The sequence below is a fragment of the Brevundimonas sp. S1H14 genome (assembly GCF_047716865.1).
GTDB lineage: Bacteria > Pseudomonadota > Alphaproteobacteria > Caulobacterales > Caulobacteraceae > Brevundimonas > Brevundimonas naejangsanensis.
Map to the genome: position 1 here is coordinate 2605791 of NZ_CP136679.1, position 24658 is coordinate 2630448.

Annotated in this window: 24 protein-coding genes and 1 pseudogene; 9 read left to right on the top strand and 16 right to left on the bottom strand. The window is 65.6% G+C overall.

The genetic code is table 11. The annotated features are described in order from the left end of the window. The first annotated feature begins 11 nt into the window (after positions 1–11). On the top strand, positions 12–866 hold the full coding sequence (locus RSD66_RS12645; RefSeq protein WP_155965853.1) for a hypothetical protein: 855 nt from the start codon (positions 12–14) through the stop codon (positions 864–866). Here RSD66_RS12645 and RSD66_RS12650 read toward each other — a convergent pair. Together RSD66_RS12650 and RSD66_RS12655 are read right to left on the bottom strand one after the other, a co-directional pair. Continuing rightward, positions 863–1702 carry a relaxase/mobilization nuclease domain-containing protein gene (locus RSD66_RS12650; RefSeq protein ID WP_336970935.1) on the bottom strand — a complete coding sequence of 280 codons (840 nt, stop codon included), beginning with the start codon at positions 1700–1702 and terminating at the stop codon, positions 863–865. The genes RSD66_RS12645 and RSD66_RS12650 overlap by 4 nt on opposite strands. A gap of 161 nt (positions 1703–1863) precedes the next feature. Beyond that, entirely contained in the window at positions 1864–2385 is a 522-nt protein-coding gene (locus RSD66_RS12655) for a plasmid mobilization relaxosome protein MobC (RefSeq protein WP_017504285.1), read from the bottom strand. 199 nt (positions 2386–2584) lie between these two features. Between RSD66_RS12655 and RSD66_RS12660 the strand changes: the two genes are divergently transcribed. Continuing rightward, complete coding sequence (locus tag RSD66_RS12660) at positions 2585–3742, top strand: hypothetical protein (RefSeq protein ID WP_017504286.1); 1158 nt, start codon at positions 2585–2587, stop codon at positions 3740–3742. Positions 3743–3745: 3 nt separating this feature from the next. On the opposite strand, the gene RSD66_RS12665 is transcribed toward RSD66_RS12660, so the two are convergent. From RSD66_RS12665 to RSD66_RS12675, 3 genes are all read right to left on the bottom strand, one after another. Beyond that, complete coding sequence (locus RSD66_RS12665; protein ID WP_026108285.1) at positions 3746–4636, bottom strand: ArdC family protein; 891 nt, start codon at positions 4634–4636, stop codon at positions 3746–3748. Between the two features lie 72 nt (positions 4637–4708). Next, positions 4709–5002: a DUF736 domain-containing protein gene (locus tag RSD66_RS12670; protein WP_026108286.1), complete on the bottom strand. Its 294-nt coding sequence runs from the start codon at positions 5000–5002 to the stop codon at positions 4709–4711. 334 nt (positions 5003–5336) lie between these two features. Then, complete coding sequence (locus RSD66_RS12675) at positions 5337–5915, bottom strand: SOS response-associated peptidase (RefSeq protein WP_017504289.1); 579 nt, start codon at positions 5913–5915, stop codon at positions 5337–5339. A gap of 152 nt (positions 5916–6067) precedes the next feature. Between RSD66_RS12675 and RSD66_RS12680 the strand changes: the two genes are divergently transcribed. The 6 genes from RSD66_RS12680 (at position 6068) to RSD66_RS12705 (ending at position 12049) form a co-directional block, all read left to right on the top strand. Further along, entirely contained in the window at positions 6068–6826 is a 759-nt protein-coding gene (locus RSD66_RS12680) for an ImuA family protein (RefSeq protein WP_017504290.1), read from the top strand. Then, on the top strand, positions 6741–8261 hold the full coding sequence (locus tag RSD66_RS12685; protein WP_026108287.1) for a Y-family DNA polymerase: 1521 nt from the start codon (positions 6741–6743) through the stop codon (positions 8259–8261). Before RSD66_RS12680 ends, RSD66_RS12685 begins: the two co-directional genes overlap by 86 nt. Positions 8262–8377: 116 nt before the next feature. Further along, entirely contained in the window at positions 8378–9382 is a 1005-nt protein-coding gene (locus tag RSD66_RS12690) for an ABC-three component system protein (protein WP_017504292.1), read from the top strand. Next, on the top strand, positions 9370–9870 hold the full coding sequence (locus tag RSD66_RS12695) for an ABC-three component system middle component 2 (protein ID WP_017504293.1): 501 nt from the start codon (positions 9370–9372) through the stop codon (positions 9868–9870). Before RSD66_RS12690 ends, RSD66_RS12695 begins: the two co-directional genes overlap by 13 nt. 50 nt (positions 9871–9920) lie before the next feature. Continuing rightward, a complete protein-coding gene (locus RSD66_RS12700; RefSeq protein ID WP_038293500.1) occupies positions 9921–11714 on the top strand; it encodes a hypothetical protein in 1794 nt (597 codons plus the stop codon). Positions 11715–11779: 65 nt separating this feature from the next. Then, positions 11780–12049 (top strand): PHP domain-containing protein, encoded by a 270-nt coding sequence (locus RSD66_RS12705; protein ID WP_415288052.1) that lies wholly within the window; start codon positions 11780–11782, stop codon positions 12047–12049. Here RSD66_RS12705 and RSD66_RS12710 read toward each other — a convergent pair. The 8 genes and pseudogenes from RSD66_RS12710 to RSD66_RS12745 all read right to left on the bottom strand — a co-directional run. After that, a pseudogene (locus tag RSD66_RS12710) lies at positions 11995–12930 on the bottom strand (IS3 family transposase); the annotation flags it as partial. The gene RSD66_RS12705 and the pseudogene RSD66_RS12710 sit on opposite strands and share 55 nt — an antisense overlap. Continuing rightward, positions 12915–13181, bottom strand: coding sequence for an IS3 family transposase (locus RSD66_RS12715; RefSeq protein ID WP_003170335.1), 267 nt, complete (start codon positions 13179–13181; stop codon positions 12915–12917). The gene RSD66_RS12715 and the pseudogene RSD66_RS12710, both read right to left, overlap by 16 nt. A 27-nt stretch (positions 13182–13208) precedes the next feature. Continuing rightward, positions 13209–14393 (bottom strand): DUF3800 domain-containing protein, encoded by a 1185-nt coding sequence (locus RSD66_RS12720; protein WP_415288054.1) that lies wholly within the window; start codon positions 14391–14393, stop codon positions 13209–13211. 202 nt (positions 14394–14595) lie between these two features. After that, positions 14596–15609: a hypothetical protein gene (locus tag RSD66_RS12725; protein ID WP_017504434.1), complete on the bottom strand. Its 1014-nt coding sequence runs from the start codon at positions 15607–15609 to the stop codon at positions 14596–14598. Positions 15610–15621: 12 nt separating this feature from the next. Beyond that, on the bottom strand, positions 15622–15846 hold the full coding sequence (locus RSD66_RS12730) for a hypothetical protein (RefSeq protein WP_017504435.1): 225 nt from the start codon (positions 15844–15846) through the stop codon (positions 15622–15624). Beyond that, positions 15843–16181: a hypothetical protein gene (locus tag RSD66_RS12735; RefSeq protein WP_017504436.1), complete on the bottom strand. Its 339-nt coding sequence runs from the start codon at positions 16179–16181 to the stop codon at positions 15843–15845. The genes RSD66_RS12730 and RSD66_RS12735 overlap by 4 nt, the downstream gene beginning before the upstream one ends. Then, positions 16174–17088, bottom strand: a complete 915-nt coding sequence (locus RSD66_RS12740) for a nucleotidyltransferase domain-containing protein (protein WP_017504437.1) — start codon at positions 17086–17088, stop codon at positions 16174–16176. The genes RSD66_RS12735 and RSD66_RS12740 overlap by 8 nt, the downstream gene beginning before the upstream one ends. Positions 17089–17178: 90 nt before the next feature. Continuing rightward, positions 17179–17748, bottom strand: a complete 570-nt coding sequence (locus RSD66_RS12745; protein ID WP_017504438.1) for a hypothetical protein — start codon at positions 17746–17748, stop codon at positions 17179–17181. A gap of 316 nt (positions 17749–18064) precedes the next feature. Between RSD66_RS12745 and RSD66_RS12750 the strand changes: the two genes are divergently transcribed. Then, positions 18065–18202: a hypothetical protein gene (locus tag RSD66_RS12750; RefSeq protein WP_017504439.1), complete on the top strand. Its 138-nt coding sequence runs from the start codon at positions 18065–18067 to the stop codon at positions 18200–18202. A 69-nt stretch (positions 18203–18271) separates the two neighbouring features. Here RSD66_RS12750 and RSD66_RS12755 read toward each other — a convergent pair whose 3' ends face one another. The 3 genes from RSD66_RS12755 to RSD66_RS12765 all read right to left on the bottom strand — a co-directional run bounded on the left by RSD66_RS12755 (position 18272) and on the right by RSD66_RS12765 (position 24597). Continuing rightward, on the bottom strand, positions 18272–20326 hold the full coding sequence (locus RSD66_RS12755) for a ParB/RepB/Spo0J family partition protein (RefSeq protein ID WP_017504440.1): 2055 nt from the start codon (positions 20324–20326) through the stop codon (positions 18272–18274). A gap of 270 nt (positions 20327–20596) precedes the next feature. Beyond that, the gene (locus RSD66_RS12760; protein WP_017504441.1) at positions 20597–23578 is read right to left on the bottom strand and encodes a TrlF family AAA-like ATPase; all 2982 of its coding nucleotides are present in this window, start codon (positions 23576–23578) and stop codon (positions 20597–20599) included. Positions 23579–23697: 119 nt separating this feature from the next. Next, positions 23698–24597, bottom strand: coding sequence for an endonuclease/exonuclease/phosphatase family protein (locus RSD66_RS12765; protein ID WP_017504442.1), 900 nt, complete (start codon positions 24595–24597; stop codon positions 23698–23700). Between the last annotated feature and the right edge of the window lie 61 nt (positions 24598–24658).

Consider the following 24658-nt stretch of genomic DNA (forward strand, 5'->3'; position numbering starts at 1 on the left):
CCGGAGCCCACGTGACCGACCCCCTGATTGATGTCTGGGACATCGAAACCTTCGATCCCCCGATGCGCGAGCTCCTGGCGGGCCATACAGACCTCCTCAGCGCCTATCACGCGACCGCGCGTGAAAATCTGATCCTGCGCGAGTTGTCGGACCGCACGAGCCCCTACCCCACCAACCCGTTCGCCGAACCTTACTCCGACCTGACGGACATCGTGGCCTCGGCGATGGCCGATCGGACAATCAGAGGCTGGCACTACACCCGACTGACAGACGCAGAGGTAGACCGTCTGCGCGAGAGAGGCGTCGGCCTGTCTTCCATCGCTGCCATCCGCGCACGCTTGGACGCCCAAGTCGAGGCGGGCGCATTCACCGCAGAGACGGCCGACGCCCTGCACGCCGCCAGCCCGTTCTTGCGCGGGCAGAATCGGAATCGTTCTGGCCAGTTCTGGATGGTGTCGCATCCCCGAGACGTCGAGTCCCCCGACGTCAACCTGTTGCTGGGAAGCTGGGGCGGAGAAGGCGTCTACTTCTGGCTCGCCGACCCCGCCCATAAGGCCCTGGTCGCCTCGCTTGGCAGAGCACGCGTTATCGAGATCGCAGCGCCTCTGGCGGCGACCCAGCACGCCGACCTCGCGGCGAAGGCCGTCATGGCGACCTACAGCCGATCACTCGGATCTCGCCCCGCCTCCAATGCCTTTGATCTGTATGTGACCGAACCCCTGCCGGCCTCTGCGGTGCTGGCTGTCCACACAGAGGCTGAGCCGTCGTTCTCGCGCCTCGGGAGAGACTTCCCCGCGCGCTATACCGACGTGGACATCGGCGGGTGGGACGAGATGGCCGCCGAAATCGCGCGGCGTCGACGCTAGCGCGATCGCTGCCGGGTCGGCGACGTCCTCCCCGGTTCTGGCCCCAGCGCTCGGGCGAGGATTTCCCGTCGTGTCAGGACCGGCGGCAGCGTGCGGATGAACTGTTCAAGATCCTGGCCGAGGCGCCGATCTCCCTCGGCCGTCGATGTTTGAAGTCGCAACGCCTCGACCACGAGCGTGCGTCGGATGGCGGCCTGACGCTGACGAAGACGCGTCTCCCAGACCGGCTCGGCGGCCGAAGGGGTCGCGGCCGATTTCAGCGCGCCTTCCAGCGTCGTCGGCATCGGTCCTTCACCGCGCTCGAAGCGTTCGCGCAGCTTGCGTACAGGCGTGCGTTCGGCCTTGCGCACGACGCCGCGGGCACGACGGGGCGTCGCTTCGGCCTCGACGCCCCGATCCCGGAGAGCGGCCGCGAAGGTTTCCCGCCACAGCTGCAGGTCGGCTTTTCGGGGATTGAGGCGTTCGCCGTTCCGCCCAAGCGCGCGGACCGTCAGATGAACATGAGGGTGCCGATCGTCGGTGTGCAGGGCGAAAACATAGGGATGCCGGTCCGCGAACAGGCGCGACGCGAAGGCGCGCGACGCATCATGGACCCGGCCCTCGTCCGTGCCTGCCGGCATGCTCAGAACGATCGACAGGGACACTGGCGCGTCTCGTCGTTGCGCCACCACCGACAACTCGGACCGCCAGTCCTCGGCCAGCGCCCGGACGTCCGCCCGCCCGATCAGACGCTCGCCGTCCGGCCCCTCCAGGATCAGCTTTCCGTTGCGGGTGATGTAGTCCAGGTGGCGTTGCAGATGGCCGCCGTCCCGGGTCCGCCCGGTGATCTTGACCATCACCTCGGGCGCCCCGCGCACGACACGCTGGAGCTGGGCCCGGCCCGCATCGTCATCCCCCGATCGACCGACGCGCAGCACCGCGTGAGCGAGCCGCGCCCGTCGCATGCGGACGGGTGGACGCAGGGCTTCCTCAAATCCGGAGGGGATACGGAAGTCGTTCACGCCTCGACCGACCAGTAGGCGAGGTTCTCCTCGAAAGCGGCCCGAACGCCGGACAGGTGTCCCCGGATTTCCTCGGAGAAGGCGGCGAGTTGCGCCACCTCGAGGTCCAGCACGGTGCCTTCCATCACCGCCGTGTTCAGGGCCCGGGCGATCTGGTTGACGTTGACCCCGATGCGCCGGAGTTCGCGCTGCACCTCGATCAGGACCAGTGCCTCGGCGCGGTTGAGCTGCGGTCGACGATACAGTCGTGCCCGGATCAGGGCGACGGTCCACTGGGTGCGGGTCATGCCCCTGCGCGCCGCCTCGGCCTCCAGGACAGCGAGGTCCGCCGGCACGAGCCTGAGCCCCAGCTTGCCGGTCAGGCGCGCCGGCGAGGCATCCGGACCCTCGGGCAAAGCCGCATGCGCGGCCCCCTCCATCAGCTGTCGTAGCAGGCGCGAACGACCGCCTCGGGATGCCGCGGCGGCGTCGAACCGGCGGATCAGATCGGGCGTAGCGCGAAGCGTGAGGCGGTCCATGAGGGGGGTCGGTCTGTCAGACATTGCCGGCGCAAAGCCTATCCTGCCCTAGACCCTCCCCCCCTTCGCCCCGTAGGCCTACGGGTCTGCCCGCCCTCCCCTCGGCGGCCGAAACCGGCCGCTCGCCCGCCGCCCTGAAGGGCGCCCCAGCCAGGCGGACGATTTGCTTCAGCAGGGCTGTGCGCCATGATCCAACGGCATGATGGATCCAGCCAAGGCCCGCGCGGCGCTTCAGCTCATAGAGTACATCTCCGACCGTCTGACACAGACGCGCCTGCTGTTCGCCTCGGACGCCGAACACAAGAAAACCTTTCATGGCGAGGCTGCCCAAGCTGTCCGGGATTGGCGTCGTTCTTCGGTCTGCATGTTTCCGGGCTGCGACCAACGAACGATCACCGCCTCGCACACGCTGCAGCGGGCCGGGCCGATCTCCCCGTTGCTGGAAGATGATCACGTCCTCACGCCGCGGTCCTACAAGGGGCGTTTGTCGATGGTGAAAATCGGCGGCGCGGAAGCGTCCACATTTCCGGGGTACTGCGCCGGCCATGAGAGCGCCTTCTCGTCGTTCGAAAGGGCGCGCAGGATCAGGAGCGAAACCGATCTCGCCCTCCAGGTTTTCCGCAGCCTCTGCCGGGAGATCCGCCGCAAGGAGTTCGACCTGGCCCGCCTGGAGACGCGCGTCGCCGATCTCCATGCGCGCCTGTCTCGAGACGTAGAGCACGAGGCGCGCCGTCTGGGGGTGGAGTTCAGCACCTTCACCTACCAGGGGATGAACCTCAATCTCGCGGAGGACTACATCGAAGAGGCGGCTGGGACTCTTGCGGAACTTCAAGCGCTCCATGCCGCCCACTACCCGGCGGTCGAGCAATCCGGCCCGACCGCTCTGGAGGGTACCGCTTTCGAGATCGAACTCCCGTTTCCGGTGGCGTTGTCAGGAATGACCGATCTGCATCTGCCGGATCGCACCGTCATGTGCCTGCTCGGCGTCATCCCCCAAGACACCGGGACCCTCATCTTCATGGTTGGGCCGCCCGGGTCCCAAGACCGGATCAACGGCCATCTTGAACACAAGACCGCCCGGCTTCCGCTTATCGACATGATCGAGCGCTGGATGATCCGGGGCACGGACCACTGGTTCATCAAACCCTCTGTCTGGCGAGCGATACCCGCCGCGCGTCAGCGCGCACTGCTCGCCGAAATGCAGAAGACGAGCCACGGCATCGGGACCCCACTCACGCTGTCGATCTTCGATGACATGCGACGCGAGGCGGCGGCGGTCGCTTTCCCGCCACCGCCCACCGTTCGCAGCCCCGTAGTGGAGGCCTATGTCGCGGAACAGCTCAACCGGATGCGTTGACACTCACACCGGCGGCTGCAGGCCGTGGAGATGATCGACGGCCTTCTGCGCGTGGGAGGCGGCGGAGACGATGAACCGCTGGTCGTCCTTCAGGACCTGCAGCCAGCTCGCGATGTAGGCGGCGTGATCCTCGCGCGGCTCGAGGGCCAGACCGAGGTCCGCGCAGAGGAAGGCGGCGCCGAGCTCTGCGACCAGTTCTTCGCGAGCATAGCCGGCATCCCCGAAACACTGACGGCCGAAGTCCCGGTCCAGGCGCGAGGGATGGCGCGTCCAGTGCGTCATCTCATGCCCCAGGGTGCTGTAGTAGGCGTCGGCATGCTCGAAGCATTCGAAGGGCGGCATCTGCACGTGATCGGGACCGGGTGCGTAATAGGCGCTCCCGCCGCCGTGGCGGATGTCGGCGCCGCAGTTCCGGAAGAAGGCGTCGATGCGCGCAATCCGTTCGTCCGGATTGATATGCTGGACCTCGGGCGCGCCGTAGCGATCGGGTAGCCCCTCGATCTGATCCAGATTGAAGACGCTGTAGGCCTTCAGGAACGGAATGCGCTGCTCAATGCCCTCCCCGGCCTCGTCGGCAGCCTCGCGGATGATCTGGTTGGCGTAGACCACGGTCGCGCCCCGTTCTCCTTTTCGGACATGAGCGCCGAGGGCCAGCGCTTGCCGGAACGTCATCCAGGTTGGACGAGAAAAACCCCGACTGACGGCCTCTCCCCAGAGCAGGACGACGTTGATGCCGTTGTAGGGCGTGCCGTCGTGGCGCAGGGGCCGGCTTACGGATGCGGCGCTCTTCCAGGGCTGGGTCCAGGGGCGGACCCCAGCTTCGAGCTGGGCGAGGATCTGTTGGGTTATCCGGGTGTGGATGTCCGGGCGTGCAGGATCGGCGGGGCGCGTCATGGCGGCCTCCTCGAACTGGATTGTGGGAAGAAGGAGCGGCGGCGCGGTCCCCGCGCCGCCGCGGCTCTTGGGTCAGCGGGACCAGATTAGGCTGTGTCCGCCCTCGACCTCTACCAGGGAGGCGTAGATCGGCGCCGGGAAGCTGGGATCGTCGAGCTTGACCGAGAGGTATTCGCGGTTCTGCTGGCTCGTCTTCTTCCAGGCTGCGCCGAACTCGGTCTGGCCGGCGAAGATCCGGAAATCGGGGGCCTTGTCGTCGGTCTTTTCGTTGGGACGCAGAACCGCCGACTTGACGTTCAGGGTCAGGGTCTTGATCGAACCGGTGTAGCCGTCGCCTTGAGCGGTGAAGGTGCCGATGGTGGCCATGTCAGTCTCTCCTTTGCTTCGGGCCACGCCTGCCGCGGCCTCGATGGCGATCGGGAGACCGGGGACCGGGCGGCGCGCAGGGAGAGCGGAGCGAGCCCCCGCAGCGAAGCGGAGGACCGCGATGAGAGACTTTCTTGTTTCGCGAGGAAGGCCGTCAGGTCGGGGATGAAAGTCGCGGCAGCGGTTGCGCCAGCCGACCGGGTTTCGGTCAGATCCGCCTCATCGAGAGGCCGCGCTGGCTGGCGCGAGAACAGTGCGAGACAGGGCCGCCTCCCTCTCCGACACCGCAGCCGACGCCCCCACGGCCCTCAAAACCGCGCTGATGTCCAGAGGCTCAGACCGCGACCGGGAAGACCTTCTCGACGTCCAGGCTCCCGGCGGGCAACGCCCGCAACAGTTCGGCCTGCGGCTTCTGAAGATTGAGCCAGGCCGCACCGTCCTCGGGACGCAGAAGCACGATCTGCCGGTCGTGATAGGGGGCGATATCCGCCCCCGGCTCGGTGGTCAGCATGGCGAAGGCGCCGTCCTTGATCAGGCCCGCGACCCAGAAGAGCCGCTGACCGGTCAGGGTGAAGCGCCATTTGGTCTTTCGCTTCTGGCCCGGTTCGGGGTCTGTGAACTCGAAGAAGCCGTCCGCCGGGATCAGGCACCGGTTCGAGCCTTCGAAGGATCGGCCGTCGGATCGGAAGTTGAAGACCGGGCGCCCGCCCGGCCCCTTCCACGCCCAGGGCACCATCACCGCTTCAGGCCCTCCAGGCCCCATATGGATGACGGGCGCCCGATCTCCGATGCGGATGGACGCAATCGGACCGAAGTTTGGCATGCCCCCGGGGAACACCAGTCGGTTTCCACTGAGGTTGAACGCCTCGATGATGTCGTCGAACGGCAGGATGAGCTGGTACTCATTGCACATCGCGCGATCTCCTGTGGCCTCGGGCGGAGGATTTCACGGGTCCGGCGCCGCTGCAAATCGAAGGGGGATAAGGCGTCGATTGGATTGACTCCGCCGCTCGCTTCGAACCAGAACATTTCAGGAACATTATAGACGTCAGGAGGAGCTCGTCCATGCCGGCCGCCGGTTCGGCCCAACTCGAGGATTTGCACGCTCAGGTTCGCGCACTGGAGCAGGCCTACCGTAGATCGGTCGGCGTGCTTCCGTTCGAGGTGGAGGCCTTGGACGCCGCCCTCCCCGGCGGAGGCCTGGCCTTGGGCGCGCTTCACGAGGTGGCCGGCGGCGGCGACGACGCCGTGGGCGGCGCGGCCGCCGCCCTGTTCGCGGCCGGGATCGTCGCTCGCCTGCCCGGCCCAGTGCTCTGGTGTGTCACGCGGCCGGACCTGTTCGCCCCGGCGCTCTGCCACGCCGGGCTCGAGCCGGATCGTGTCATCTATGTCGAGGCCGGCGACGAGAAGGCCTTGATGGCGTGCTTCGAGGAAGGCCTTCGCCATGGCGGTCTGGCCGGGGTCGTCTGCGAGACATCGCGTTTGACCATGACCGCCTCGCGCCGGCTGCAGCTCGCCGCCGAGGCGTCGGGCGTGATCGGCGTGGCGGTCCGACGATGGCGGCGTGCCGCCGAGGCGGCCGATTTCGGCCAGCCGACCGCCGCCGTGACGCGCTGGCGGGTCAGCGCGGAGCCATCGGCGCCCCTGCCGGTCCCCGGCATCGGACGGGCGCGGTGGCGGATCGAACTCATGCGTTGCCGCGGCGCCGACGCGGCGGACTTCATTCTGGACGCTTGCGATGAGACGGGTCGTCTCGCTCTTCCTGCCGAACTGGCCCGTCGAACGGTTGCGCCGACGGCTGGGCGCAGACGCGCCGCCGCCTGATCGCGCCCTTGTCCTGACCGGTCGAGTCGGCCGCAAGCGGGTCGTCACGGCCTGCAACGCCGCCGCCGCCGCTTGCGGCGCGCGCGTCGGCATGGTCGCGACCCAGGCTCAGGCCCTCATTCCCGATCTTGACGTCAGGGACGCCGATCCGGCCGGAGACGCCGACGCCCTTGATCGCCTCGCCCTCTGGGCGATGCATCTCTACGCCCCGGTTTGCCAGGCCGATCCGCCGGACGGTCTGGCGATCGACATCACCGGCGCCGCCCATCTGAAGGGCGGCGAAGCGGCTCTGCTCAGCGATCTGACGGCGCGTCTGCAACGCGTCGGCCTGAGCGGCCGAGGCGTGGTCGCTCCAACCTACGGCGCCGCCCATGCGGCCGCCCGGTTCCGCGCCGAGTCGCAGATCATCCACGATGAAGGGATCGATGCGGCCCTCGCTCCGCTGCCGCTGGAAGCGCTGCGCCTTCCGGTGGATCTGCCGGCGGGGCTGAGGCGAATGGGGTTCGAACGCATCGGCGACATCGCCCACCGACCGCGGGCGCCGCTGCAACTGCGCTTCGGCGCCGAACTCGGGCGACGGCTCGACCAGGCCTATGGCCGGTCGGCCGAGCCCCTGATCCCGGTCGAGGTTCCCGAGACGCCCCGGGTCGAACGGGTCTTCGCCGAACCGATCGGCGCGCCGGAAACCCTGGCCCGCTATGCCGGGGCGCTCGTCGAGTCCTTGTGCGGCGTTCTGGAGGCGCGCGGCCTGGGCGCGCGTCGGCTCGATTGGCTGTGTTTTCGGGTCGATAACCGGATCGAGTCGGTCCGCGTCGGCCTGGCGCAGCCGGTGCGGGACATCCGCCGGTTGACTCGACTGCTGACGGACAGGATCGAGACCATCGAGCCGGGGTTCGGCATCGAGCGGATGACGCTCGCGGCCAGTTCGGCCGAACCGCTGGACTGGCGGCCAGCCGCCGCGCGCCTCGGCGCGGAGGCGGAACCGGACGTCTCCATTCTGATCGACACCCTAGCCAACCGGATCGGAGCCGAACGGCTGTACCGGCTGGCGCCGGTCGAGAGCGATGTGCCCGAGCGGTCGATCCGGAAGATCGCACCGCTTGCGGCGCCGACTGGGCTGGCATGGGCGCCGGACTGGCCGCGCCCCACCCGCCTGTTCCACCGACCCGAACCGATAGAGACCATGGCCTTGCTGCCGGACAATCCCCCGACCCACTTCACCTGGCGCAGCGTCCGACGCCGGATCCGCAGGGCCGACGGCCCGGAACGGATCTTCGGCGAGTGGGGCCGCCGGGATGCCGAGATGTGGGCGGTCCGGGACTATTTCCAGGTCGAGGACGACGTCGGTGAACGGTTCTGGCTGTTTCGCGCCGGCGACGGCGAGGACGCCACGACCGGCTCCCAAGCCTGGTTCATCCACGGAAAGTTCGGATGAGCACTCAGCGCTAACGGCAGTATCAGTAAAACGCCGACTCGCGCAAAGATTGCTCAAGCGATATCCGGTTGTTACCGTGATGCTTTCCGGGGGAGCACATATTACATGGGGCGTCGGTGACCAGTCTGGCCATTCGCCTCAGCGAGCTCGACGACGGGCAACTCGAAGAGTTCGTCGAAGTTTGGGTCGAGCGACGAGAGTCGAAGTACACTCAGGTTGAACGGATTGGCGGCCCCAACGACAAGGCACGGGACGTCATCGGGTTCTACACGGCTGACAGGCACGAAGGTGATTGGGACCTCTTTCAATGCAAGAGGAAGACCCTGGGATCGAAGCTCGGCCGGAACGAAGCCCTTCTCGAACTCGGGAAGATGTTCCACCACCACACTCAGGGCGCCTACACGACCTTGCCCGTGAATTTCACGTTTGTGTCTCCGCGAGGGATTGTCGGTCCTCTAATGGACCTGCTCAACAATCCCACCACTCTCAAGGCCGCTCTGCTGGCCGATTGGGATACCGCCTGCAAAGCCAAGATCACCGCAGGCAAAGAGACCCCGCTCACGGCGGAGTTGCGCGCCGCGATCACAGGATACGACTTTTCCAAGGTCACAGGCCTGACGGCGCCGCTCATCGTCAAAGACGAACATGCGAAACCCGCCTTGGTGCAGATACTCAAGGAAATGCCTGGCCACGCCCCGCAAGGCCAAGCACCAGACATCATTGAGTATGGAGAGACGGAGTATCTTGGCCAGCTTCGGGTTGTTTATGGTGAGGCTGCTGGAACCGATTTCACAGACAATGCTGCGGTCCTGGCTGACGCCACCTATGGCGACCAACTCAGGGACCAGCGCACGCGCTACTTCGAGGCCGAGGCGTTCAAGCGATTTCACCGCGACAACACAGACAAAAGCTTAGTCGTTCAGTTTCAGAATGACGTCTATCACGGGGTGATCGACGTTCATCGACAGACGACCGACACGCTTCTCGATCGACTGGGAAACGTGATGAAGCACGCTGCGGGTTTGAACGCCGCGATTGCTGGACGCGTCGCGCGAATTCCCGTCGTGCAGGGGATTTGCCACCATCTGGCGAATGATCGGCGATTGAAATGGACCAAGTAACGTCTGATGCGCCACCGCTATTTAACTCGCCCCTTGAGGCGGGGATAAGGGCCGTCACGGTTCTTGAGGCGGTTCGACCGCTGACTCTTGATTTGGCCGACCTCGTCGTTTTGGACCATGCCGTTGTGCATTCTGGCGATCTCGGGGGTCCGCCCAGCCTTCACCCCGCCGTTCCAGGTCGCAAGGGTGAGTTGCTCGTGAGGCGCGCGCTCGTCGAGGACAGTTTGGGATTGATGCGGAGATTTCACATGGTGCTGATCTGCGCATCGGACGATGGGATAGAATATCGCGCGTCTGATGAGGCTGCCGCCTATGTTGAGCTGCTGGAGAGCGGCTACTCGATGCGGCTGAAAACGGCAGCTGATTGGATCGCCCGTGAAGTCGCTTCGAAGGGAAAGTCGGAGTTCCTGAGCGAGCTCCGACTGAAGCTTGACACCTGGACCACGGCTTTCATCGGGCACAACGAGCAAGGAATGCTGCTGCTTTGACCTCTCGTATCATCATACGTGGGTTGGCGTTCACCGGGCCGAACGTACCCTTGGTCGACATCGCCTTCGCCGATGGCCTCAACGTGGTCTGGGGTGCCTCGAACACGGGGAAGTCGTTTCTTGTGAAATCGCTGGACTACATGACCGGCGCGGGCGTCGAGGGTATACCGGGTATCACAGAAAGAGACGGGTACGAAAAAGCCTGGCTTGATGTCGAGTTGGGGGCTGGAAACGACGTCCAGGTAGCTCGAAGCCTCCGTGGCGGAGACTTCGAGTATCGGGCGGGACGGCCATCACCTGATGCCGGCATTCCCGCAGACCGCACGCTCCAAGGCGAGCATCGAAGCGCGGAAAGCTGGTCCGCCTATCTTTTGGCTGCCATCGGCCTGAAGCCAGATTTGAAGATCGCCAGAACGCTTTCGGGAGAGAAAGTCACCTTCTCGTTCCGGTCCTTTGCGCCATACGTCTTCATCGAGGAAACGCCGATGCTCGGCGACCTCAGCATGATCGATGTCTCAGATGGGCGGAGCGTCACCCAAGACAAGAACACCCTAAAGTTCATTTTAACGGGGGTGGATGACGCCGCACAGATCAAGGCCCCAGGGGTCAAAGAGCAGCGGACAGGGAACCGAGGCAAAATCGAGCTTCTCGATGACATGCTGCGAATTGCTCGTGCAGAGCTGGGCGACGACGCGACCGAGGACCTCGACGAGGCCATCGAGGCGCATACGGAACAGATCCGTAGCATCCAAGCCGAAGCGTCCGAGGCCCAGGCCCAGCTCGACAAGGCGCGTATGACGCTTTCGACCGCTCAGGGAGATCTGGCGTCAATCGACGCCTCACTCGAAGAACTCGCCCTGACGATCGAACGGTTCGGCTTGCTTGATCGCGTTTTCCGAAGTGACCGCGAGCGACTGACGTCGCTCTTGGAGGGGAGCGATGCGCTGCTTGCGGGAGGAGACAGTCATTGTCCGCTGTGCGGGGCCGCTGAAGAACACCAGCATCACGGGCAAGGGCGGGAGGATGTGCAAGGCAGTCGCCGAGCCATCGCTGCCGAGCTAGCCAAGATCGACAGGGAGCAAGGCGAACTCCAAGCGACCTTGGCTGAGCTGTCGCAGCAGGTTTCTACCGCTGACGATGTGCGCGACGGCCTGCTCGCGAGTATCGGTGAACTGAAGAAGGAAATCGAGGTCGGCCTTCCCGCAGAAGCCGAGACGCGGCAGCGGTTTGAGTTCATCTCCGATGCCCGCGAAACGCTGCGGACCCGTGCTCGCCTCGTTGAGCGTGTGAGAGAGCTTGAGGAACATCGGCGCGTGCTTGATCGCTTTAAGGCGACGCGGAACCAAACGGGAGCGGTCGTCGGACTTTCGGGGGGAGCGGGTCTGGCGCTCGCAACGCACGTCCAAGGCGTGCTGGACGCTTGGGGCTTCCCGGGAAATCCCAAAGTTACGTTCGACCCTGCAAGCCACGAGATCCAGATCGATGGAAAGAGCCGATCGGCTAACGGCAAAGGCGTCAGGGCGCTCATGCACTCGGCATTTAAGATCGGGATTTTGAAGTTCTGCCGCGCGGAAGGCCTGCCTCACCCGGGTTTCATTGTTTTGGATAGCCCTCTTGTCAGTTACCGCGAACCGCACAGAAGCCGTCACGGAGCGCTCGGCGCAGACGAAGCTGTTGTGAAGGCAAGCGGGCTGAAAGACCGATTCTACGCCTATTTGGCGTCTCACAAGGGCGACGCTCAGTTTATCGTAATTGAGAACGATGCCCCGAGCGGAGCCACACCAGACACCATAGCCGTCTTCGCCGGCCCCGACTCTGATGGCCAACGCGAAGGGCTATTTTGAGCGCAGCACTCCCAATTGCTGAAGGCAATCTGGCCTCCATGTAAGATGGAACATATCATGAACATATGTCTCGCAGATATGCCGAATTGCAGTGTTCTTCCCACTTCTCCTTCCTGCGTGGCGCCAGCGGCTGTGACGAACTTTTTTCTCAGGCCGCTGTCTGCGGCCTCGAGGCGCTCGCCATCACAGACCTCAACAGCGTCGCCGGCATCGTGCGAGCGCACGAGGCCGCCAAGGCGACAGGCGTCCGCCTGATCGTCGGTGACGTGCCCCTGAGTTTTCATCCAGCGGCGACCAGAGTCCTTGGGTTAGTTACGCCTCGCAGCGTGGGGTGAGCAACAGGCCGGGCCGCGCAGCTTTCATCCTGCGCAGCGGGTCGGCCTGTTGCGGTCAGACTGGCGGCAAAAGCCTCCGGGGTGAGGTAGCCGATCGACGAGTGCGGCCGGCGGGTGTTGTAGTCCAGCGCCCAGGCGGCGACCTTCTGGCGGGCGTGATCCAGGCTGAAGAACAGGCTCTCGTTGAGCAGTTCGTCGCGCATCCGGCCGTTGAAGGATTCCACAAACCCGTTCTGGGTCGGCTTGCCCGGCGCGATGTAGTGCCAGTCGACGCCATGATCCTGCGCCCAGGCCAGGATGGCGGTGGACGTGAACTCCGTGCCGTTGTCGCTGACGATCATGGCGGGACGGCCCCGCCGAGCGATCAGCGCTGTCAGCTCTCGCGCGACGCGGCGTCCCGAGATCGAGGTGTCGGGGATCGCCGCCAGGCACTCGCGGGTGACGTCGTCGACCACGTTGAGAATGCGGAAGCGGCGGCCCGTGGCGAACTGGTCGTGCACAAAGTCCAGCGACCAGCGGGCGTTCGGCCTGGCCTCGACCAGGATCGGCGCGCGCGTGCCCATGGCGCGACGACGTGAGCGGCGCTTGCGCACCGTCAGGCCTTCCTCGCGATAGAGCCGGTAGATCCGGTTCTTGCCCGAGGGCTCTCCCTCACGCCGCAGCAGCACGAACAGCCGCCGATAGCCGAACCGTCGCCGCTCGACAGCCAGGGCGCGCAGCCGCTCCCGCAGCGCCGTGTCCGGCTGTCGGCAGGAGCGATAGCGCACCGACTTACGGTCCGCCTTGATGATGGAGCAGGCCCGTCGCTCGCTGACGCCGAACGCCGCCTTCAGATGGGCGACGGCCTGGCGCAGCGCCGCGGGCCCTACCACTTTTTTGACAGCAGATCGTTCAACGCGGCTTTGTCGAGCATGGCGTCGGCCAGCAGGCGCTTCAGCTTTCCGTTCTCGTCTTCCAGGGCCCGGAGGCGCTGGGCGTCCGACACGCTCATCCCGCCGAACTTGGCCTTCCAGGCGTAGATCGTGCCCTCCGACACGCCGTGCTTGCGCGCCAGCTCGCCCGCTTTGGCGCCGGCCTCGTTCTCCCGCAGGATCCCGATGATCTGCTCTTCCGTGAATCTCGCTCGTTTCATTCCGTCCGTCCTTTCAAGGGCCGGACTCTAGCTCCACGTGGAGGAAATTCTCAGGGGCACGTCAGCAGGACCGGAAGGCCGCACGAGCGGGTCACGGCTGGGCAACAGACCGCACCGAAGGACATCCCGGTTCGACATCATGAGGTTCATACCGAAGCCCGGAGCCACATCGAGGCAGTGCGCCAGACGACGGAACACCGCCCGGCTTTCGTCGTCTGTCGGGTGCCCAGCCAAGGCCTCACGTGCGTATCGCATGGCAAAACCGGCGATCAGGTCGGCGGCCTGCACGCCCGTCGAAGCCGTTGATGGCGTAAAGGTCAGGTCGCCTGATTCAACGAACCGATAGTCCGCCCGAGCGAGTTTAATCACGTCGTCGGTGTCAGCCAGGCCCTCGGCGGCGTGTTTTGATGAGCGGAGGATTTCAGCGAAGTAGGGTTGGTCGTCGTGAACGATCTGGACCTCCGCCATACGCCCGCCCCTCAGTTTGTTGATGCGGGCATAGAGATTGGTGAAGGCCGACAGGTGCGGCAGAATCCAGACGTCCTTGCCAGTGTGGCCCGGGTCGGGAAGCGGCAGGAAGCGGCGCTGGACCTCCGGCCGCCTCGCGCCCGCCTTCCGAAAGTCCTTCAGACTATCGAGTGCGAAGAAGCGAATGGCGCCGGCCGGCGCGTCGCGCGGCACCCCCGGGGGGAACGCGTCCAACACCGCGCGGTAAGCTCGTTTCAGAGTCGTCTCCCCAGGCTCGCGACACGCCGCGATGAAGGCGTCGAAGACGTCTGCCGGCGAGCTCTCGTGCAACTGCTCGGCCAGCTGAGCCCTGAACCATAGCGCCTTCGGTTCGTGATCAGCCGCTGACAAGGGGCGCAGCAGGAGGGTGTTGATCATCGTCGCCGCCAGGGTGAAGCGCTTGTCCATCACCTCAAGAAGCACACCGCCGCCCAACGCATCTATCGAGTCCAACAGCTCCGAAACGACAGCTGGCGTCGCATGGCCCTTGCTCGCTTTCAATTCCGAACTTTGAGGGAAGCGGCGTTCACGAATGGCGGCCAAACGCGCACCGAGCCCGTCCTCGTCATCGAGGCCCACGGCAGCGAGTACGAAGATGGGTTGGCGCTTGAAATCCAAGCCGGGCCCAGTCCTCGACAGGTCCCCGCTCGTACCGCTTTCATCGAAAAAGTAGCGCGAGGGGACGTCAGGGTCGGCTCGGGTCATCTCTGCGCCAGGCCTCGCGCGCGCGCACGGCTCACCTCTTGCGAACGGCGGTAATGAAGGTCGCGACAGCCGCGACGAGGGCGGCGATCCCGGTCAGCCAGTTGGGGTCCATGGGCGTCTTCCTTGCTTGGAGCCCCGGTCATCGACCAATCCGCAGCCTGTGACAGGTGCGACCCACTGATCGTCCCCCCCTGATCTGAGATCATCCCCCTCCCCCTTCGCCCGGATGGACCCATTCGGGCTTGGGCCGGTACTCGACCCGACCCTCGACTTGGTAGAATAGCTCGCGGATATGGCCCTTGATCCATTCCGGCTCCCGACCGAACGGCCAGTCGTTTGGAAGCCTGTCTGAGATCATCCGGGCGCAGCGGCCGAGGGACATCGCGGCATTGCCCTTGACGATAGCCTTCGCAAGATCGCGAAGTGGCTCTGTATCGCGAACGCTGGTCTCGTGGCGTGTCCGGCCTCCCCGGGCGCGATGGTCGGTCGCCTTCTGCTCGCGAAGCGCCAGGTCGAGCAGCTGCTGCTCGGCTTCCGCTCGGCCCATCAGGTAGCCGAAGGCGACGTAAGCCTTCTCGTCGTTCTCGTGAATGGCCTCATGCAGGGTGAGCACCGCCCGTCTGTAGGTCAGCGGCATCTCTGTGGCGGGACGGGGAAAGTCGGGCTCCAGCTTGTCCAGCCGATCTTCGAGATCCGTGCAGCCTAGCAACCGCTCGAGCCGCGCCACCAAGCCCTGGTAGGCGACGTCGAACTCTCCGAGATCGATCTGTGTGGCGGTGGCGGTGCGCGGGAAGAGGGCAAGCGGCGGTTCGACGGCTTTCACCTCGCCGTCTGGAGTGACGACAAACAGGTGCATCAGCTGGCACTCGCGGTTCTCGTCGACCTCAAGCCCCTCGTAGGAGCCTTCAAGCGGATGGGGACGGACGAGCGCCCTCTTGATGATGCTGCCCGCCGGCGCTTCGACGTAACCCCCGTTCTCACTCCAGTGCTCAATCCACTCGGCCGGTGTCCAGGAGAAGACGATCCGTGGCCCGAACCGGTAGGCCTGCCGACTGTAGGTTCCGATGGCGACCACGGGACGCCAGTGGTCCGTGTCAAGGTCCGCCCGAAGGTCGAAGGTCACTCCGTCGATGACGACCGGCTCCTTGGCGCGGAAGGCCTGGACGAGTTCGAGCCGGCGCATGAAACCATCCATGTCCGGATCAGGCGCGCTCATCGCGACCGCTGCCTAGAAGCCGGTCACGAGCTTGATCGCGTCGGGGGTGACGCCGGGCTTGATGCTCAGCCCCTGGTAGATGACTTCCACATCGTCGCCGCCGGCCTCAGCCGGCTGCGGCGTCAGTCCGGTCTCCCGGCAGAAGTCGTCCCAGAGCTCGAAGCCCACCGTGACGCCGTGCAGATCGTCTCCGTGGTAGCCGAAGATGGCGCGATCCACCTCATCCTTGACGCTCATGCCGCTCCCTTCCGAGTGAAATCCACAATCGCCGACGCGTCGCCCGCGAGGATCGGATCACCCCGGATCACGCCTCGGTTCGGCGTGCAGATCATGTAAACCGGCCCGGGGTTGTAGGTCTCGAGGATGGCGATCACCGTCTCGCCATCGATGTCGCGTTCGCCGACGGTCGCGACATGGTCGCGTCCATTGTGTTGATAGGCGACGCGATAGATCCGACGGTCTGTGGGCTGGAAAGCTTCTTGCGCCATGGTCGCCCGGATCGTGGCGTAGACCTCTTCGCCCATCTCGGGCGTCTCCGCGAAGGGAATGAAGAAGCCGGGCGCCTCAGACATCGTCAGCGGCCTCCAACCGCAGCTGCGCCAAACGCTCTTGGCACACTGTCGTGGTCAGCCCGCGCAGGACTTCGACCCGCTCCGTCAGCCAGGCCAGCTCCTCGCCGCTGATCTTGTAGTGCTTGGAGTAGCGGGCCTTCACGTACGCTTCGCGGAGAAGCTCGAAGCAGCGGCGCTCGAACTTGGTCTCACGAGGCCAAGCGTCAGCGAGGCGCGCGTCGATCGCCTCCGCCTTCTTGCGGAGGAAAGCGATATTATGAGCCTTCCCGCTGTAGAGCGCCACCACGAGGAGGACGCAGTGGTAGAGGTGTTCAGTCGCTTGATGCAGGCTGAACGCCGCGAGTTTCGGGTCATCTCCCTCGCCCATGTAGAACTTGGCACCCCGAGCGAAGCTCGCTGAGCTGGCCATCCATTCGGCGAAAAAGTCCCCCGCCTCTGCTAGCGCAGCCTTGGCCTTGATGGTCGCCGGCTTTTGCAGCTTCGCGCCGGGAGTGTCGTAGAGGATGACGCCGTCGCGCAGGATGTCGGCGAAGAAGTAGCGGCCGCGATCCAGCTGGTCGTTCACGTCGTCCAGACTGTGAACGATGATGCTGACGGGCGTGCGGATCTCGCCCTCGCCCGGCATGGTCCGGTTGTTGGCGTCGAACCAGAACTCGCCGTCGGTCAGATCCTCATGGTCGACGATGACTAACAAGTCGAAGTCCGAGAAGTAACGCCCGACAGGGTCGTGAACCCAATCGCCGCGCGCATATGACCCATACAGGATGACCTTCAGTATCTTGCCGTTCTTCAGGCGCTCGGCGCGCCGCGTGGCGATCGCTTCCTCGAAGGAGGCGCGGATCACATCGACGACGTGACGCAGCTCGGACTGCTTGGTGAGCGGCAGATGATCGAGGGTTTTCTTCACGGCGGGAGTCTCCCCGATGACCTGCGTCCGGGCAAGGCATGATTGTATCTTCTGCACAGGTCGGCGGGGTCTGGTTGCCAACCCTCAGCCTTATTGGGCCGAGGTGGTCTTCAGGTCGTCGAGCCGGTTCTCGACAATGGCGACGGCCGCGCTCCGGATGCCCTCCGCGCTCTCCGGTTCCTGATCGATGAGGTCGCACACCTGATCGAGCGCCATGCGGGCGAAGGACAGGCAGACGATAGCGCGCTTGTCCGCGACCGTGCGCGACCGAGTCGTGCCCATTAATCCGTCGATGAGCGCGGCCGTGCGCTTGTCGAGCTGATCGCGACCGTCGGACGTCCGGATGTCCGGCCGCCAAGCGTGGCGGGAGAGCATGTCGCCCTTGTAGCCCCATTCCAGACCGGCGAGTCCATCCCGCTCGACCTTGTCGGCAAGACCCCGCAGCAGCATCGCGGCGTCGGTGAGCGTAGCCTGGCTGCGCGTCTTGTAGGTGACGCCGCTGATAGCCGCCGCGATCATAGCCTCGGCAATATCCCAGCCAATATCAGCCTTCGGCGTTCCAAGGCTTTCAGCGTCGAAATCGCGGGTGCGGAAGAAGGCGTTCAAGGCCACGTCGTAGACTTGCGCCTTGTGCTTGGTGCGTTCCGATATCGCGCTCACGAATCCCTCTTTGCATGACCGATCCTCTGGGAATAGGCAGTCGCTCGCGTCATGCAACTCGCGCGGTAGAAGCGCGTTTCGATATCAACGCTCTCACCTTGAAATCATCTGGTGACGCCGCACAAGAACGTCTGAGCGTGACTACCGCGGCAGGTAATGGAACCCTCTCCAGTAACGGGTTCCGCGAGATATCCGTTCGTCCCCGGTGCAGATCGGTTGGAACGGCAGAGACCCCAACCGGTCTCGGATCTCTGCCTGCTGCTGCACCTGCAACACGCGACAGAGCCGAGGCCTTTTTAGAAAGGCTAGAGTTCGAATGACGACCAACGATCCTGAAAAGCACCGCTTCGACTTCGAAGCCCCTGGTTGGCGACTTTCCGCCAGCGGCCTCGGACTCGCCGTGGTGGTGGTGCTCGCCCTCGTGGCCACCATCTACTTCACTTTCGCCGGCTAGCCGGCGCTCACAACAAAAAAGCCGCGCGCCCCCAAAGGGCGCGCGGCGAGTTTTCACACCTGACGCCGTCTATTCGGCGGCGAACCGGTAGGCGTCGTCATCGGACGGCGGCGGCTCCGTCGCCTCGCCTTCCGGCTCCGGAGCGCCCGGATCGACCGCCGGGGCCGTGCGCAGCACCACCGGCAACCAGCCCTTGCCCTCGACCAGCCGTTCGGCGGCCTCGGCCATGTCGCCCTTCTTGAACCCGGCGATCCGCCCGGCTTCCTCGGAGGTGGTCGCCTCGGTCACGGCCTCCAGAACCCGCACCTTGGACACCCGCGAGAAATACGACGACGCGGTCGCGGACCACGTCCCGGTCATGTCCAGACCGGTCGCCGTCGCCAGCGTCTCGGCATGCGCCAGCGCATCGGGCTTCCGGTCGTGCGGATCGCGCACGGCATAGAGGCCGACGCCCGCGCAACAGGCCATCAGGTCCAGCAGGTCGGACGGCGGCATGACCGCCAGCGCGGCCCACAGGTCGCGGGCTTCCTCCGGAAGCCGCGCGCCCCACGCCTCCAGCCGGTCGGCCACCCGCCGCCCCGCCGGGCCGTCGCTGACGCCGGGGGCCAGACGCTCCAGCCCGGTCACGCTCAGCCGCAGTTGCAGCGGCGTCCATGTCCCCCACGCCGGGTAGAAGACCTGCAAGGCCAGCGCATGGACCACGACGGTCAGGGCGATGGTCTCGTCGGCCTGAACCGCGTCGCGGAGGCCCATGGTCCGGTGGGCCGTGAGGTCGATCACCAACCGCTCGGACAGAGGCGCCAGCCCTTCGTCCGCCTCGGCGTCCTGTACGGGGGGCGTCTCGTCTTCCCGCTCGGACTCCGTCCAGCTTTCCGGCGCCTCGGGATCGGGGCGACGGTCTTCCACCGCATCCTCGGCCCGAACCAGTCCGCGCTCGAACCGGGCCAGACCGTCGTGGCCCAGAAGGACCATGACCCCTGCCCGCGCCTTGACCGCGGCTGTGTAGTCGAAGTCCGGCCCGAAGGCTTGGAGGGCCTTGTCGATCTCCTCCAGCCGGGCGTCCACCTCGGGCGGCAGGGTGTCCGCCGCGTCCGTTTCTGAAACGAGGCGGTCGTATTCGTCGGACAGCGCCGCGATCTGGGCGGCGTCGGCCTCGGAGCGGACCACCTCGACCGGATAGACCCGGCCCAGGGCGGCGGCGTCCTGATAGTCCGACCCGGCCTCGGCCCATTTCCAGCCCTCGCGCTGGCGCGCATCTTCGGCCAGCCCCGCCAGCTTCTCGCTGACCAGACGATCCAGCAGCGCCGGATCGTCCAGCCAGCCGCCGCCGTCCTCGGTGAACAGGTCGCACAGCACCGTCCCGCCCTCGGCCTCATAGACCTCGACGCCGACGAAGCGGACCCGCTTGTCACCAGCGGCGACCTTGGATTCGGTCATGGCGCGCCGGATCGCATAGACCGGCATGTGCTGGCCCATCTGCTCGAACACCTGACGCTGGCGGTCCTGATCGTCGCTGACGCAGAAGGCCATCAGCTGGTCCAGCGCCAACGCCCCCTCCCGATAGGCGGACATCAACTCCGGCGCCGCCGCGCCGAGCCGAAGCCGCTGGCGCACAGTCTGGGCCGAAACCCCGAATCGGGCGCCGATCTCCTCGGGGCCGTAGCCACGCTCGTCCGCGAGCCGCTTGAACGCCTCGAACTGGTCGGCGGGGTGCATGGCTTCACGGGTGATGTTCTCGTCCAGACTGATCTCGTGCGCGTCGTTCTCGGTATCGACCGTCACCTTGACCGGATGGTTCCGCTTGATGGCCTTGCGCTTGACCAGCATCCGAAGGGCCAGCCGCCGCCCCTCCCCGATGGTTACGAGATAGGCGCCGGTGGGGGCGCCGTCCTCGCCGCGCTCGATCTCGACGACGGGCGGCTGCAACACCCCCTTCGCCTTTATCGACGCCGCCAGCCCCTCAAGGGTGGCCTCGGAATGCTTCACCTTCCGCGCGTTCTTCGGGGACGGCTTCAACAGATTGAGCGGCACGAAGATTTCCGCGCCGTGTTTCGGCTCCGCCGCTCCGGTCGCGGCGGCGTCAGCCGCCGCCGGGATACGGGCTTGGGTGGATTGAGCAGTCATGTCTGCCTCCTTTGGGCAAGGGTTGCAGGCACGCGGAAGGCGCGCCTGAAAGCCTGCCCGTCGGCGAGACCGGGGTAGCAAGGGCCAGGGCGGATCGGCCGGAGGGGGATCGCCCGGCCTGCACAAGCCTCAAGGTCATCAGTGACGGTCGCCAGTCGCCGGCGCGGAAGGCCGGGGAGACCGGCCGATCCGGCGGCGAAGCCGCTTTACCCTGGCCCGCGCGAGGGCGGAGCCCTTAGCGGCTGGACTGTCGTGACTTGAGCGGCTGCCCTATCGCCGGAGCCTCACGCGGAGGCGACGGGCGCGCTCCTTGAAAGCGAACTCGCCGCCTTCGAGGATGTCACAGACCGTCTTGCGGATTGTCTGGTTCTCGAGGCCGCCGCTCATGTAGGTGATCGGGGGAAGGCTCCCGGCCGGATGAGGTCCCGACTCCGCGACGATGATCTGATCCGCATCGGTGTTGATCACCAGGTTCGCGTTGTGCGTGACCATGATGACCTGCCGTTTCCGTTTGGCGGAAATGAAGAGTCCGACGAGCTCCTCGAACACCGACTTGGGATCCAGGTTTTCCTCGGGCTGATCGATGATCAAGGGACGATCATCCCCTTCGTCGAGCGCCAGATAGAGCAGCAGAAGGACGATACCGCGCGTTCCCGGAGACAGTTTCCGGATGTCGATTCCGTCGTAGGCGATGCCGTAGCGGATCTCGAGGTGGTCGGTGCTGAAGAGCCAGAGGGCGAACCGCTTCAACCACGCACGCATCTCGACGGGATCGTTGGTCGGCACCGGCGAATGCTGGAGCAAATCCTTCTGGTAGGCGTCGCGGAACGTGATCATCGCCGCCGCCACGTCCTCGGCGCTTCCACTCTCCCAGGCAGGCCCCAGCTGAGCCTTGGCGGCGTCGATCAGGGCGCCGCGGCCGCGGAACGGCCCCTGTTTGCGGAGGTCGAGAAGCCCCTCTTCGGCGGCACTGGCCCAACGCTCGACGTCGGCGACCCGCGAGACGGAGAAGGTGAGCTTCTTCAGGGTGCCGGGCGAGCTCGCCAGACGCTCCATCAGCGGGCGATAGAGGTCTTCGAGCACCGTCTGTTCGGCGACGAGCGCGGCAAAAGCGCGTTGGTAGGCGGCGTCCCGTTCAAGGTCGAGGGCCTTGATCCGGTCGGCTGCGCCTTGCGCTTCCTTGAGCCGTTCTTTCGCCGCCTCGAGCGCTGCGGTCTCGATCGTGATCTTCTGCGTGAGCTCGCTATAGCGCCGCTGGATGTCGCGGTCTGCGCTGATCAGGCCCTCGAGCCGGGTCATCTCGGCCTCGAGCAGAAGCAGCGGCAAGGCAGAGAGGTCTGCATCCGCCGCGATCAAGGGGGTCCCCGGATCCTGTTGAGGGGGCGGCGGGGCGCCACGCAGCCGGGCGATCTCGGCATCGGCCCACTTCACATAGCCGACCAGATTGTCATCGACCTTGCCCTTGTAGTCGAGCAGGAAGGCGGCCCATTGGTCGGGGGTCATGAAGCCTTCGCGGTGGCGCGCCATCATCGCCCTCAGCGCTTCCGGCGCGCCCGTCGCCCGCATTGCGCCCACCTCGGACTGCACCGCCAGGAAGGCCTGGCGCTGGGCGACCAGGGTCCGGTTCTTCGTCCGCAGCGCCTCAGCCGCGCCGAACAGTGCGGTGTGCCGCGCGACGTTGGTCTCACTGTCCTTGGCGACCAGCTTGGCGCGATCGGTCGTGTAGGCGTTAATGAGGTTGGTCTTCTGGAGGATATGGGCTTCATACGCGCCCCGGAGCTTGTCCTTCTCATGCTCGAGGCCGATGCGCTCGGACATGGCGGCGATGGCCTCCACCTCTCTCGCTCTTGCGAGGCTGTGGAGCCTGGTCCGCCCCTCCCGCAGCTCAGCGAAATCGACCGCGCCTTCGCGTGTTGAATACGGGTGCGCCTCGAAGATAACCCGTTCGATCTCTCGCAGGAGGGCGTCCGTCATCCCGCTCGACGAGCAGAGCTCCTCGACGAACTGCTGCGACAGGTAGCGTGCGCGCGGATAGTTCAGGGGATCGTTCGCGTCTCGCCCGTCGAGGAAACGGTTTGCGCTGTCGCCGCCCGCCCATTCAACGGTGATCGTCTCCTCGCCGATCAGCGGCCGTGCTCGGGCAAGGAAGGAGGCACTCACGCCTTTCTGGTCCTGCCAGACGACTGGGGAGACCGCGTCGCATCCTGCAGCGATCATGTCCGCCAAGGCCGTCTTGCCGGAGCCTCGCGCACCGATGATGGCGACCAATCCGGGGTTCAACTGGATCTCGGGGGTGACAATCCAGTCCGCACCCGCCGTTCGCACCGACGAGATGACCTGTGACGGCGTCGCGGCGGCTGGTGGTTCGGCGCCGACATGGGCGCGACCACCTGGGTCGATGCACGCCTGGCGAAGCGCGTCGAATTCAAGGCCGCCCTTGATCCAGGAGAAGCGATCTCCGAAGGGGGCTCCCACGTCATCGGCCTTGTGCGCGTCACTGCCGTGGAGACAGGGTTTGAGGCCATTGTAGCGAGATCGGAGCGCCGCTTCGTCCAACGCCTTTCGTCCCAGCCAGAAGTCGCGCTGAGCGTCACTGCTGGCGAAGATCACATGGGCGAAGCGTTCGATCTCCTGGCGGGTGACCTGATCGGCCGCTTCCCGAACGCCCGCAGTGCCGTCCCCGGAGCCGCCGGCGACGGCGATGAGAACATTGGCCCGAGCCCAGGCGTCCTCGTCCCAGACCGTGCGAAGCTGGTCGAAACTGACCTTGAACTGTGTCGCTCCATGCTCGAGAGCTGCGCGCTCCTCCAACTGCGGGCCCTTGTCCCGACGCCCCAGTCGAATGAGCTCTGACCGGGTGCAGTCGAAGCGGTCATCGAACGCTCTGAACTCCAGCCGGGCCAGGAAGCGCTGGATACGCTCTACGTGATCGTCGTCCTCGGGACTGACGAGCAGATGCATGTTGACGAAGCCGGTCTTCGCCGCGACGTGCAGACGCAACTCGACGTTCGGAAAAACAAGCTGGACGTTTGGCAGACGCCCCTCGTCCCGACGCCTGCGAAGCACTTCCTCATACGTGTCCGTGACGTAGTAGTCCGTAACGGCCACAGCTTCGATGAGAGGCGTGGCCGCTTCCAGCGCCGTGAGATAGTCCTCCCAAGCGGTTGGCCCACTGAACTGATTGTTGAGCACCGTCCCCGGCGCGTGGATATGCGGCTCCCATCGCCGCCATTCCGAACCCCGACCCAGCATTGCCCCTCCAGCTGTGTTTTCCTCAATCTAATGCGTTTCTACGGGACAGGCGCAAGTTGAGAAGCCGCCGATGGCCACAACCACCACCAGGAAAACTGACGCGCGGCTCTCGGTCGTGATTACCCGGCGATCAGCACCGAGATCGGACAGTGATCCGACGGGTGTTCGTCTTCTGGCAGGCCGCCGTACCGGTACTCATGAAACGATCCCGGCGCGACCCGCGCGGACGCGCGAACGCCGGTAGCGATGAAGTCGATATACTCGCGATAGCGCACCTTGCAGCCCGCCGGTCGATTTCCGGATGTCAGCGTCAACATCGAGCCCGCAGGCTCGCCGTCGTTCAGGTCCGCGAGGAAAGCGTCTCCGGCTCCGGCCAGACGGCGGTTCCAGTCGCCGAGGACGACGAAGGCCGCGCCTTCGCGAGCCCGCGCCTCGGTCCAGCCTTCCAGGATAGGGAGTTGGTCGAAGAGCACCGGGCAGTCCGGGTCGGCGGGATCGCGACCGGCGTTGCATCCTGATTTCAGATGCACGGCCAAGAGGCGGACCGGCCGTCCCCTCGAGACGGTGATGTCCACGCCCCACCGCAAGTCCGGATTGCCCAGCGCCAGGGCGCTAAGGTCCGGGTTGCGTGTCCAGGGGATGCCCTTGCGGATGGCGAAGCCCACGGCCTGGTTCTGGATGAAGAGACCGGGCCGTCCCCGGCATTCGCCGCTGCGCGTACTCGGTGACCGACCAGACATCACCACGTCGTAGAGCGCGGGATCGAAGACCCGCTCGGCTGCGGCGCGGTTCTGGACCTCCTGGAAGGCGACGACATCGGCGCCCAGCGCGATCGCGTGCTCACGAAGACGGGCGTAATCAGCCTCAGTGCGCGGTGCGCACCCTTCCCCATCCCGTTCGGCCAGATGCTCCAGGTTCCAGCTCGCGACCTTCAGCGCGTCGCTCCCGCGCGACGGCGTCCAACCAGCGCAGCCCGCCAGTAGGGCGGCTGAAAGAGAGAGCGCGATCAAGGATTTCATCGCCGGGATCCTTTCTGGAAAGGGTGCGGCCCGGCCGACGGCGGGTCGGCGCAGGGCCGCA

Coding starts and splice junctions, on each gene's coding strand:
- RSD66_RS12650 (WP_336970935.1), bottom strand. CDS start 1,702: ATGGTCAAGATCACCGGGCGGACCCGGGACGGCGGCCATCTGCAACGC.
- RSD66_RS12655 (WP_017504285.1), bottom strand. CDS start 2,385: ATGGACCGCCTCACGCTTCGCGCTACGCCCGATCTGATCCGCCGGTTC.
- RSD66_RS12660 (WP_017504286.1), top strand. CDS start 2,585: ATGATGGATCCAGCCAAGGCCCGCGCGGCGCTTCAGCTCATAGAGTAC.
- RSD66_RS12665 (WP_026108285.1), bottom strand. CDS start 4,636: ATGACGCGCCCCGCCGATCCTGCACGCCCGGACATCCACACCCGGATA.
- RSD66_RS12670 (WP_026108286.1), bottom strand. CDS start 5,002: ATGGCCACCATCGGCACCTTCACCGCTCAAGGCGACGGCTACACCGGT.
- RSD66_RS12675 (WP_017504289.1), bottom strand. CDS start 5,915: ATGTGCAATGAGTACCAGCTCATCCTGCCGTTCGACGACATCATCGAG.
- RSD66_RS12680 (WP_017504290.1), top strand. CDS start 6,068: ATGCCGGCCGCCGGTTCGGCCCAACTCGAGGATTTGCACGCTCAGGTT.
- RSD66_RS12685 (WP_026108287.1), top strand. CDS start 6,741: ATGAGACGGGTCGTCTCGCTCTTCCTGCCGAACTGGCCCGTCGAACGG.
- RSD66_RS12695 (WP_017504293.1), top strand. CDS start 9,370: ATGGACCAAGTAACGTCTGATGCGCCACCGCTATTTAACTCGCCCCTT.
- RSD66_RS12705 (WP_415288052.1), top strand. CDS start 11,780: ATGTCTCGCAGATATGCCGAATTGCAGTGTTCTTCCCACTTCTCCTTC.
- RSD66_RS12715 (WP_003170335.1), bottom strand. CDS start 13,181: ATGAAACGAGCGAGATTCACGGAAGAGCAGATCATCGGGATCCTGCGG.
- RSD66_RS12720 (WP_415288054.1), bottom strand. CDS start 14,393: ATGACCCGAGCCGACCCTGACGTCCCCTCGCGCTACTTTTTCGATGAA.
- RSD66_RS12725 (WP_017504434.1), bottom strand. CDS start 15,609: ATGAGCGCGCCTGATCCGGACATGGATGGTTTCATGCGCCGGCTCGAA.
- RSD66_RS12730 (WP_017504435.1), bottom strand. CDS start 15,846: ATGAGCGTCAAGGATGAGGTGGATCGCGCCATCTTCGGCTACCACGGA.
- RSD66_RS12735 (WP_017504436.1), bottom strand. CDS start 16,181: ATGTCTGAGGCGCCCGGCTTCTTCATTCCCTTCGCGGAGACGCCCGAG.
- RSD66_RS12750 (WP_017504439.1), top strand. CDS start 18,065: ATGACGACCAACGATCCTGAAAAGCACCGCTTCGACTTCGAAGCCCCT.
- RSD66_RS12755 (WP_017504440.1), bottom strand. CDS start 20,326: ATGACTGCTCAATCCACCCAAGCCCGTATCCCGGCGGCGGCTGACGCC.
- RSD66_RS12760 (WP_017504441.1), bottom strand. CDS start 23,578: ATGCTGGGTCGGGGTTCGGAATGGCGGCGATGGGAGCCGCATATCCAC.
- RSD66_RS12765 (WP_017504442.1), bottom strand. CDS start 24,597: ATGAAATCCTTGATCGCGCTCTCTCTTTCAGCCGCCCTACTGGCGGGC.